We start from the raw sequence: 12,603 nt of genomic DNA on the forward strand, positions 1-12,603 counted from the left end.
CAGATGTGATTTTGCTTACCTTTGTTCTTCCCATTCTTCCGGACATGGGAGGAGCCACACTCAGGACATTGCATGGCGATTTCCCCTAATTCATACCCTTATTATGCAACGCCCTATATAATCATCCTCACTCAGCCGCGCCTGACCTCCAGCTTGTTCCTCAATCATCAACACCGCATCGGGTTGGGGTTCATTGTCCAAATCTAAACGAACACTGGGTTCAATTCCCAACTCAATACCCGGTGTTGCAACTGTGTAATTGCCCAGGCAACCAATCAAATTTCCGTGAGGTTGAGCATGACTTCTAAAACCCCTGGCACCAGGCACGTAGACAACTCCTTCAATCAGTTCAGCCTTCCTGAGATGAGGCATGGCATTATAGCGTCGCTCAAATTCATAGCGATTTAAGCGATCGCCACTTTCGAGCAGTGGAATTGGCAAAGGTTTTTGATGAGGAGGTGTTTTGACCATTGCTTGCGTTTTGGAGTCGGGTTTCTTGCCGGGTCATCCTCCGATCATATCGGCTATTGTGAGATGCCAGCGGTTCAGATACGCGACTTCTTGGAGAAGTCGCGTATCTCGCCTTCACGAATCATTTAGTTAAACTGAATAAACCTCGCAAGCCGTCCAATCGCATGAGAAACCCGTGCATATTTTGTTTGTTGAAGATGAAGCAAAAATTGCCAACTTTGTCCAAGCTGGATTGAAGGAACAAGGATTTGTTGTCGATTATTGTGACAACGGAGATGAGGGCTATACTCGCGCCTTGGATAACGAGTATGACGCGCTTGTACTTGACATCATGGTGCCGGGAAAAGATGGTTTGTCCATCCTCAAAAACCTGCGCCGAAAAGGACAGAATGTGCCGATAATTTTGCTGACTGCTCGTAATGAATTGGATGACCGACTTGAGGGGTTAAATTTGGGTGCTGACGACTATATAGCGAAACCATTTTTCGTTGAAGAACTCGTTGCCCGCATTCATGCGGTTGTGCGTCGGAGTGCGGGCAATCGCCAAAATTTAGTCTGTGTTGGCCCCATCAAGCTCGATCGCATCACGCGAGAAGCTACTTGCAATCAACATATAGTTGAACTCACCACCCGCGAGTTTAACCTCTTGGAATATCTGATGCGATCGCCTGGACGAGTCTTCACCCGCACGCAAATCTTAGAACACATCTGGGGCTATGATTTCAATCCCAATACCAACGTAGTAGATGTGTGCGTTCAACGCATTCGCAAAAAAATTGACTCCATCGGTGGCGCGGGTTGGATTGAAAGCATTCGCGGCGTTGGCTATCGTTTTCGGCAATCAGATCAACAGTGAAGTTGCGTTCCTTCCGTATCCGGATTGCTCTATTGTCTGCTGTTCTTGCAGGGAGTGCCATCGTCGGGTTTGGGTTAATCTCCTGGTGGCTGATTTATGAGGCAAAGGTAAGCCGACTCGATGCAGAAGTTGAAAGTCAATTGATGCGGGCAGGTCGTCCGCGATCGCGCGATCGCTGGCAGTCTTATGAAGGCTTTCTCCCTGGTGCGTTTGGAACCAATACAGTGATCGCTATGTTGGTTATCGATGCAGATGGAAATGTCCTTTATCGCTCCGAGGAATGGGCTGCCGATCTAGATACCAAGAGCCTTTGGACATCGCGCCCCCAACTACAGCCCTTTCCACCACCTCATTCCCAGCGACAAACAGCCCCATTTTCAGAGCGATCGCAACCTCCGCCGGATCGACCACCGCCCGCGCCTCGATTCGTCACCCAGCGCACAGCAACGGGAACTTGGCGGATTGGTGCAGTCACAACACCCTTTACTCAAGTTGCGATCGCCGTAAGTTTAAACGCGATCGCACAAGAAATGGTCGTCATCCGCAACATCTTCCTAATTTCAATTCCAGGGGTGCTTCTGCTCGTAGCGGGTGGCGCATGGGTAATTGCTGGCAGCAGTTTGCATTCTATCCGACGATTAACCAAAGTTATTGGCAATGTCACCGCTAGCGGGTTGGAACAACGAGTCCCCATCGGTGCGACAGATGTTGAATTTGTCGAATTAATTCAAGTGTTTAACCAGATGTTGGAACGTCTGGAACACAGTTTTAAGCAAGCGTCTCGCTTTAGCGCCGATGCTGCACACGAACTCAAGACTCCCCTGGCGATTTTGCAAGGAGAACTGGAACGCACCCTGCAACAAGCGGAACCAGGTTCAGAGGTGCAACAGGGTTTAAGCAATTTGCTCGATGAAGTGCGCCGTCTTAGCGGGATTGTGCGTAAACTTCTGCTGCTTTCCCTAGCAGATGCCGGACAAATGGCTTTGTACCGAGTTGGGGTGGATTTGTCTGGCTTGTTAATTGAGATGTTGGAAGATATAGAACTGCTGGCACCCCATCTAGAGATTCAAACAGAAATTGCCGACGGTTTGCGCGTGCAGGGCGATCGCGACTTACTTGTTCAGGTCTTGCAAAACTTGATTAGCAACGCGATTAAATACAATTTGCCTGACGGCTGGATTCGGATTGATGCCCGTCGTCAAGGTGCATCTGTATTGATTACTATCAGTAATTGCTCGAAAGAGATTCTATTGAGCGATCGCGATCGCATTTTTGACCGCTTCCATCGCGGCGATCCAGCCCGGACGCGCAAAGTAGAGGGAATTGGATTAGGACTGAGCCTAGCGCGGGAAATCGCGCGATCGCACGGTGGCGACCTGAAGCTTGACCCAAGATTATCTGGACAGACTGCATTTACCCTAACCTTACCAGTTGGGTTATAAATAATTTATTGTAAATTTTTAATTAGTTTATATTATATTAATAAACTTTTTTTTAAGAAAAACTTATGTAAATCACCGTTCGCCTTCGAGTTGTGAATTTTTTGTATAGCAATATTGCCATCATTGTTAAGTCTTTAAACTACTTCAGACCTAATTGATGATTTCTTTATCTCAACTGTGATATTACGGAGTGGGTAAGAATTCTATTAAAGAATTAGACTAACCACATATTTTTCATCAGCCGTAAGGAAGAGATTGATGTCAGTATTTACCAGCAGAATCGGTGTCCTGTTAGCTTGGACGTTGCTTTGGGCGGTTGTAGGTGTACGCACATCTGCCCAAACAATTATTGCGACACCCAATGACACGAATACTGTAATTAAGCAGGATGGCAACCAAATTGACATCACTGGCGGCACCCTTTCAGGCGATCGCGCAAATCTCTTCCACAGCTTTACTAAGTTCGGTGTCAATTCTGGCGAAATAGCCAACTTTCTCTCCAACCCAGACATTCAGAACATCCTGGCCAGAGTACGTGGAGGCGATGCCTCGGTAATTAATGGTCTGATCCAGGTGACGGGCGGGAATTCCCACCTATTCTTAATGAATCCCGCTGGCATTGTTTTTGGCGCTAACGCTAGGCTAAACGTGCCTGCTTCCTTCACCGCCACTACTGCTAATGGCATTGGCTTTGGTGACAATTGGTTTAACGCCACTGGTGCCAATGACTACGCTGCTTTAGTCGGTACGCCCAGCAGCTTTGCCTTCACAATGAGTCAGCCTGGGGCGATAATCAACGCCGGAGACCTTGCAGTAGGACAAGGGCAAAATCTTACCTTACTCGGTGGCACAGTTATCAGTACCGGGAAGTTGTCCGCACCAGGCGGTAATATCACCGTCGTAGCCGTACCCGATGAGAAGGTGGTACGGATATCAGAAGCGGGAAAATTGCTGAGTTTAGAAATTGCACTCCCTACCGCAGGCGGGACACCTGAGAATTGGATGGGGCCAGTTGCAGACTTACCAACTCTGTTGACAGGTGCAAATGTAGGGAACGCCACAGCAGTCACAGTAAACAGTGAGGGAAAGGTAGTTATTAGCGGTTCTGGCATACCAGCAGCACCGGGTACCGCCATTGTAGCTGGTGCCGTCGATGTATCGGGAACTGGCGGCACGGTGCAAGTTTTGGGTGAAAAAGTTGGTTTAGTCAGTGCCAATATTAACGCATCAGGCAACCTCGGCGGCGGTACAGTATTGATTGGCGGCGACTATCAAGGTAAGGGAAAAGTCCCTAATGCCAATCACACCTTTGTTGACAGCAAAACCACAATTAACGCAGATGCCATAACTAATGGTAATGGCGGACGTGTAATTGTTTGGTCGGACGACACAACTGAGTTTCACGGGAATATTACAGCGCGTGGTGGCGCTGAAAGTGGTAACGGCGGTTTTGTGGAGACATCGGGAAAGCTAAGCCTCAAATATGACGGTTTTGTGGATTTGCGGGCTAATAATGGATTAACTGGACAATTATTATTAGATCCGGCAACCTTTGTCATTGCCAATACTGGCGGCGATATTACACCTTCAGAAGTAGTAACGATGCTCAACACCACTAATGTTGAATATGAAGCTACTAATTCTCTGACTATTCAAGATGCCGTTGATGCCAGTGGCAACGCTAATGCTAACAAGCTGACTTTAGGCGCTTCTACCGTCAACTTGAATGCACCCATGAAGCTCAAAGGGGGACTGACTATCAATAGTACAGTGCTGAATATTAGCTCTGTTGCTAATTTGGATCTGGATGGTGCTTTTAGTCAAATTAGCGCCGGAGTTGTTAATACCGCAGGAGATATCAAAACTGCTAACCAAAGTATTAGCTTTACTGGTGCAGTCAACCTGACAGGAAACGTAAGGCTAAACGCTGGAAATGCTGATATTACCTTCAACAGCACGATAAATGGCGGTAAAAACTTACAATTAAGCGCGGGGACAGGCAAAGTTGACTTTAATGATACGGTGGGTAATACTACGCCTTTGGGGAACTTGATTGTCAGTGCAGATAAGATCGCGCTTGTTTCTTCTACTCACGCGGCTAATGTCACTCTGAAACCAGGCACATCAGATAAAACTATTGGTATCGAAAGTAATACTGAAAATCTCAACTTTACCGACGCTCAACTTGATAGCATTACTGCCAGCACTTTGACTATCGGGGATACCAACAATACTAGCGGTATTGTGCTGGGAACAACAAACTCCCCGCTCATATCTCAAAACAAGAATTTAGTATTTATTACTCGCAACGGTGGTAATGTAACGCTAAAAGGTGATATTACTACAACTAATAATGGAACTGTAACTATTACCAACGGTGGCACCTTTACTATGGAAAACGGTGCCGATATGAACTTGGATGGAGCTTTCCTCCAAAATGGTTCAGGAACAGTTTCGACTTCCGGTAACATTACTACTACCAACGACAACATCAAATTTAATAGTGCTATTACTCTCACCGGAAATATCAAATTTGATACAGGTACAGGTGCAGGGGATATTGTTTTTGATAGTACGATTAACGGCGGCAAAAACTTAGAATTAGTTGCTGGATCGGGTAATATTAAGTTAAATAGCGATGCCCAAGTTGGCAGTTTTACTGTTAACAATAGCGGCACCTTCAGCATTGCTGCTGACATAAAGTTGGATGGGGAGTTTAAACAAATTGGCGCAGGTGCAGTTTCTCTTGGCGGCGACATTACCACCAGCAATGACAAAATTAGTTTCAGCAGTCCCGTTACCCTCACCAGAAATGCTAAACTTACGACTGGCAATAATAATATTACTTTTACCGGAGCGATCGCAGGCGGTGGCAAAAACTTAGAATTAAGCGCAGGTACAGGTGATATTGCCTTATTTAGCGCAACAGGAATAAACAAATTTACTATTCAAAGCGCTAAAGATGTATATGCAGGCGCGATCGCATCTACTAGCTTTGCTCAAAATGCAGGTACAGGCAGTAGCACCTTTGCCGGAATAAACACCAATGGCAGCATCAATATTACAACAAACACGATTAATTTTGGTGGTATTGTAACTTCAACGCAAAATCCGATTGTATTGACTGCGGATACATTTAATCTGGGTACGTTGGCGATCACGGGTTCTGATGTTACTTTAGCACCCAAATCTTCAGGGACAACTATCGGCTTAGGTGTAGTTGTTAATCCCGGGCTAAACTTCACTCTTGCTCAATTAGCCAACATTACCGCTAATAATTTAATTATTGGCAATAAAGCTAATACTACCAGCATCCAAATTGGGACGCTGGAATTGCCAACAATTCAAAATCTCACCTTTATTAGTGGCGGTACTGTAGATGTCACTGGAACCCTGACGAAACCCAGTCCCGGAACCTTAACTATTGATAATACTGGCAAACTTACCTTTTCGGCTGGTGCCAGCATGAATTTAGGGGGAGGATTCCAACAAATTGGTACAGGCGCAGTCTTTACCGCCAGCGATATTCTTGCCGCAGAAGGTATTAGCTTTAATAGTCCAGTTACGCTAACAGGAGATGTTAAATTCGATACAGGTGTAGGTACAGGGGACATAAGTTTTAACAGCCCGATAAATGGCGGCAAAAACTTAGAATTAGTTGCTGGACTAGGTAATATAAACTTAAAAGGTAACGCCGAACTTGGGATTTTTAGTATTACCAGTGCCAGCAATGTAGATACAAAAGCTATTTCTGCTACTAGCATTACTCAAATTGCAGGTACAGGCAAGACTACTTTTAATGGCGAACTCAATACCGCTGGTAATATTAACCTCACAGGCAAAGATTTTAACTTCAATAACCAGGTTACGACTACTAATAACGGAATTTTCACTATTGATAATAGTGACAATCTCAGCATTACCGGGGTTATGAAGTTGGATGGTGCCTTTAACCAAATTGGCGCAGGTAGAGTTTCTACTTCTAGGAACATTACCACCAGCAATGATAATATCAGCTTTAACGGTGCGGTGACGATGCCTGGTAATGGCGATATAGCTTTTAGTGCGGGAAATGGTACTATTACATTTAGCTCCACATTGGGAGCAAATAACAACAACCTCACCCTGACAGCAGACGAGATAAATTTCACAGACGAAGTATCTGGCAAGAAAGATTTGTTGTTGCAACCTGCCACAAACGGGGTAGCGATCGCTCTCGGTGGCTCTGACAATTCTACAGCTGCTTTGGATCTTACAGGAACAGAGTTAGCCTTATTGCAAGATAAATTTAAATCGATTACCATTGGCGCAAATAATGGCAATAATGTTAATGTCCTCAATCCGGTAATATTTCAAGATCCTGTAACGATTCAAGCTGCCAATGGTTCGATTACGGTAGATGGAGCAATTACCGGAATAGATGACGCATCAATTACCCTCAATGGTGCCACAACTCTGAACGCAGATATCATCACTGCTGACCAAAATATTACCATTAATAACGATGTATTGCTGGGTAACAATGTCTTTCTCAACACGGGTTCTCTGGGCGGCGGTGACATCAAAATTATTGGAACAATTAACGGCGCTCAAAATCTGAATATTATCGCAGGTAGTGGTGACGTTAATATTAACGATATTGGCGGTACTGCTGCCCTAAGCAGTTTAACAATAAATGGTAACAATATCACCGTGGCTGACATTGCTGGCGTTATTATTAACACCGCTTTGACTGCTACGGAAAATATTAACTTTACTGGCACAAATTACAACTCTAACCAGCAAACTTACACGGGAACAAACTTTAATATAAAGACGGGAGTAGAGACTAATTTTAATTCAAATAACAGCGCGATCGCTTTCAATGCTGGTACTATCCGCAGTAGTAACAATGCAGGCTTGAATATTAATGCGGGTACGGGTAGCGTTAGTGTCAGTGCTATTGGCAATGGAAATGAAATTAAAAGTGTAAATATTACTGGGAATGGCATTACTCTCAAAGGAGACATTACTACCTCAGATGCACCTGATAATAACGTCAATTTGAATGGCCCAACAACTCTAGAAACAGGCATTACTATTACAACTACCGACGGCAATATTAACTTTAACGGCACTCTAGATGGTGCTTTTGATCTGAACTTGGCAGCAGGGAATGCAGATATTACCTTTGGTGGAAAAGTAGGCAATACTCGCTTAGGAAAACTAACTGTTACCAGCGCCGATAACGTCATTGTCAATGACTCTATAACTGCTGCCAGCATCAGTCAAAATGCAGGTACGGGTACTACTAACTTCAAGGGCGCACTCGATACGAATACGGCGGATGGCATCAGTCTAACCGGAAATGTTTTTAATTTGAATACAATTAATACTACTGGCAACGGCGGTGTTGCTATTAATAACAGTGGTCAATTAACCATTAGTCCTGCCGCCGACTTTACCTTGGATGGAGCATTCAATCAAACTGGTGCGGGTGCCGTTTCTACTGGTAGTAATATTACCACCACTAACGATAACATTACTTTTAAGAGCGCTGTTACTCTCACAGAAAATGTCAGCCTCAGTACAGGTGCCGGGAATATTAGCTTTGATAGCACTATTGAGGGAGGCAAAAATTTAGAATTGGCGGCAGGCGCGGGTGATATTAAGCTAGGTGGTGCGGCGCAAGTTGGAGAACTGACTTTTACAAGTGCTAATAATATAGAAACGCAAGCGATCGCATCCTCTAGCATCCGCCAAAATTCCGGCAGGGGGACTACTACTTTCAACGGCACTCTAAATACTAATACCGCAGATGGCATCAACCTGACTGGTAATAATTTCACCTTTCAAGGCGCTATCAATACCTCTGGCGATGGCGGTTTCACTATCAAAAATAGGGGTCAGTTAACAATTAATTCTGATGCCGACATGAACCTGGCGGGAGCATTTTTACAAAAAGGTTCTGGCACAGCTATTACTGCGGGAGACATTACTACCAGCAACGACGCTATTACCTTTAAAGGGCCAGTGCAACAGACGGAAAATATCGCACTTACGTCTGGAAGAGGTACGATTACTTTTAAGTCTAGCTGGGCAGCAGGTCACAACTCCCTAACTTTGACAGGAAATGAAATTAACTTCAAGGGAGGAGATAATACAGTTACGGGTAGCAATACTATAAGGCTGCAACCTGCAACAAATGGGTTAGCGATCGCGATCGCTGGATCTGAAGGCACCTCGGCGCTAGATATTTCCCAAACAGATATTAATGCTATGAATGGGTTTAATCCCATTATCATTGGTTCAGATAATGGCAGTGGCAATGTCACCATCAACGCCGCCAATTTCAATGAACCAGTAAAAATTCAATCTCCCAATGGCACTATTGATGTCAACGGAAAGATTACAGGCCAAGGAAATGCTTCCATCACCCTCAACGCTGCTACAACGAATTTACGGGCAGATATTAGCACAGAGGGACAAGACATTATCCTCGGTCAATTGGGCAAAATGATCTGGCTTTATAAAGATGTGGAACTGGCAAGCAATGGCGGGAAGATTATCTTTGAATCGTCGGTCAGCGGCTTCACTCCTAATACTCAATTACTGACGCTTACTCCTGGGGTAAATGGTCAAGCTATCTTTAAAGGTGATGTCGGTAAACCAAATGCCTTGAGAGGTTTGACTATTAATTCTGACGTCTTAATTATTGGCGGTGATAATGCCACCCTTTCAGGCAAAGACACCGATGTTTTCCAAGCTGTTACTGTCAACGCTTTGCAAACTAAATTGTCAGGTACTGTTACTACCTTAAATGGCGATATCACGTTTAACGGGAATGTTACTCTGACTGACGATACTTTCCTCAATACGGGTGCTTTCGGTAAAGGTAATATCTCGTTCAACGGCACCCTAGATAGCGAGACTGGCGAATATAACGACTTGCGGATGGTTGCAGGCACAGGAAACATTTTATTCGGTAACACTGTGGGTGCTGGAACGGGTAGAGAGTTGGGTGCTATCTTAATTGAAAATGCCACGGATGTAACCGCTAATTCAGCAATTGCTGCTGCCAGTTTGGCGCAATTAAGTGGTAGTGGCACTACTAATTTAGCGGGGGATATCGCAACTACTGCGCCTGCTGGTGTGAATATCGTTGCTAACAATGTCCAGGTAGGCAATATCAGCACCAATGGCGGCAAAGTTAATTTAAACGGGGATACACAAGTCCGCACCAGTAATGTCACCTCGAAAGGTGGGGAAATCACCTTTAATAGCGACAGGGGGCCTATTAATACCGGATCTTTAGACTCATCTTCTGCTAATAAGGGTGGCGCGATCGCGCTTTCCAGCAACTCCGGAAGCATACAAACTGGCAATATTACCTCAGGGTCTAAAACTGATGCTGGCCCAATTACGGTTATAGCGCGGGACAACATTGAGACGTTGGATCTAGACGCAACTTCTAAAGGTACTGGCGGCGCAGTTTCTCTCACCAGCCAACAAGGATCTGTACAAAGCGGCAATATTACCTCGAAAGACGCAGAAATCACCCTTGCAGCGCAAGACAACATCGCCACAGGAAACATCGATTCATCTGGTGGCACAATTTCGGCAAAAAGTCAAGATGGTGCCATTGAAACGGGAAATTTAACATCTTCTGGAAGAACCAGCGGCGGCGCAGTCACTGCAACCTCGTCGCGTAACCTCACAACTGGCAACATTGATTCGTCTTCCAAAAATGGCGCAGGCGGCGCAGTTACTCTGACAAGTCAACAGGGAACCATTACCAGCGCCAATGTAACATCCTCTGGGAAAGGCAGCGGTTCTGTCACCGCATCAGCTCCCAAGGGCATTGTAACCGCAAATATAGACACATCTTCTAGTGCTGGTACTGGGGGAGCGATCGCGCTAAATAGCGATATCGGTAACATACTTACCGGAGACTTAACATCAACAGGAGCAGCAGGCGGCGCTGTAATCGAAGTTGATACACTGGGCGTTATAAATACTGGGATTATAGACTCTAGTTCTAGCTTGGGCAATGGAGGTAATGTCACCATATCTAATCCCCTCAAAAAACTTGACAGAACCCCGATAAATGACATTCAAGTTGTTTCCATTAATGCCCAAGGTGGAAGCGCCGGAGTAGGAGGAATTGTCACGATTACCACCGACCATTTCTTCCGCGCTACAGGCACCTTCACAGATGCTAGAAACCCATTTCCTACCAGCATTTCCACCGCCGGAGGAATTCTAGATGGTTCAATTAATATTTTCCACGGCGGCGGCACAGCTTACACTGCCTTTGTTGTAGGTGATGCTACAGAAAATGGTACTGCGGGTGCTATTAGCAGCGGCATTGGATTAATTAACACGATTTTGCCATCAAAAGAGTTTACCTCTGCTTACCGCCAAGGCAATATTCAAATTATTCCCCGCCGCCCCGGACAAAACCTACTACCTTTATCCGGAGTCGCTACAATTGGTACATCTACCAATAATGCTACTGTTGAAATTGATAAAAACGTTGGCGAAATTGAGAGAAGCCTCACGTCTGAATTTGACCAATATTTAGGGAAAACTGGCACCACTGCAATTAGAAGCCCAGGGGAAGATAGAGAAATTTTAGGCAGAATTGAAACTAAAATTGGTGTCAAATCAAGTTTCATTTATGCCACCTTTGTTCCGGCGCGGGTATCAGAAAGCTCTAACATTCAATCAGAGAAAGATAACGACCAATTAGAACTGGTAGTAGTTACCTCTAAGGGTTCCATTGTCAAGCGAATTCCGGAAGCAACGCGGGCTAAGGTACTCGCACAGGTTAAAAAATTACGAAACGAAGTAACTATCAGGGACAATGCTGAACGTAATAGTAAGAGTTATTTACCTTTTTCCCAAAAACTTCATCAGTGGTTGATTGCACCTATACAACCCGATTTAGAAAAGCAAAACATCCAGAATCTGGCATTTATCATGGATAATGGCTTGCGAAGTCTGCCCGTCGCCGCCCTCCACGATGGACAAAAATTTCTCGTTGAAAAATATAGTGTCGGTTTGATGCCTAGTTTCAGCTTAACTGATACGGGTTATGTGGACATTCGCAACGCCAAAGTCTTAGCAATGGGAGCATCAAAATTCACCGACCAAGATCCCTTACCTGCTGTACCCTTGGAGTTGGACATCATCACTAGGAAACTGTGGTCGGGTAAGTCTTTCCTCAACAAGGACTTCACCCTAGAAAATATCAAAGCACAGCGTCGCCAACAACAGTTCCAGATCGTCCACCTAGCTACTCATGGCGAATTTAAAGCAGGCGCACCAAGCAATTCCTACATTCAGCTGGGAAACAGCAAGCTGAGTTTGGATCAACTACCCAATTTAGACTGGAAAAAACCAGCGGTGGAACTGTTGGTTCTGAGTGCTTGTCGGATGGCGGTAGGAGATGAAGACAAGGCAGAGTTAGGATTTGCTGGGTTAGCGGTGCAAGCGGGAGTCAAGTCAGCGCTGGGTAGTCTGTGGTATGTGTCAGATGCGGGAACTTTGGGGTTGATGACAGATTTCTATCAAGAGTTGAAAACAGCCTCAACTAAGGCGGAGGCGCTGCGGCGGGCGCAGGTAGCAATGCTGAAGGGAGAAGTGCGCTTGGAAGGGGGACAGCTACATACTGCTGCTGGTAATATCCCTCTTGGTTCCGAATTAGCCAAGCTGGAAGGTAAGCAGTTACAACATCCCTATTTCTGGTCTGCTTTTACGATGATTGGTAATCCTTGGTAGAAAAGCAAAATGGCTTTAAGCGTTAGTCGTAGGTTGGGTGAGGTTCCAAAGCCCCAACCTACGGCTTTGTTT

General features: G+C 45.2%; 3 protein-coding genes and 2 pseudogenes. 3 read left to right on the forward strand and 2 right to left on the reverse strand.

Features of this window, described 5'->3' with window-relative positions; all coding sequences use genetic code 11:
- Both H6F74_RS30910 and H6F74_RS08220 read right to left on the reverse strand, forming a co-directional pair.
- Nucleotides 1-74, reverse strand: a pseudogene (locus tag H6F74_RS30910) (IS1 family transposase); the annotation flags it as partial.
- 40 nt (nt 75-114) lie between these two features.
- Nucleotides 115-471: pseudogene (locus H6F74_RS08220) on the reverse strand (Uma2 family endonuclease); the annotation flags it as partial.
- A 175-nt stretch (nt 472-646) separates the two neighbouring features.
- On the opposite strand from H6F74_RS08220, the gene H6F74_RS08225 reads away from it, so the two are divergent.
- The 3 genes from H6F74_RS08225 to H6F74_RS08235 all read left to right on the forward strand — a co-directional run bounded on the left by H6F74_RS08225 (nt 647) and on the right by H6F74_RS08235 (nt 12,531).
- A complete protein-coding gene (locus H6F74_RS08225; RefSeq protein ID WP_190438954.1) occupies nt 647-1,327 on the forward strand; it encodes a winged helix-turn-helix domain-containing protein in 681 nt (226 codons plus the stop codon).
- Complete coding sequence (locus tag H6F74_RS08230; protein ID WP_190438956.1) at nt 1,324-2,769, forward strand: ATP-binding protein; 1,446 nt, start codon at nt 1,324-1,326, stop codon at nt 2,767-2,769. Before H6F74_RS08225 ends, H6F74_RS08230 begins: the two co-directional genes overlap by 4 nt.
- Nucleotides 2,770-3,027: 258 nt before the next feature.
- The gene (locus H6F74_RS08235) at nt 3,028-12,531 is read left to right on the forward strand and encodes a CHAT domain-containing protein (protein WP_190438957.1); all 9,504 of its coding nucleotides are present in this window, start codon (nt 3,028-3,030) and stop codon (nt 12,529-12,531) included.
- Nucleotides 12,532-12,603 lie beyond the last annotated feature (72 nt).

The organism is Trichocoleus sp. FACHB-90, assembly GCF_014695505.1.
Classification (GTDB): Bacteria; Cyanobacteriota; Cyanobacteriia; order Cyanobacteriales; family FACHB-T130; genus Funiculus; species Funiculus sociatus.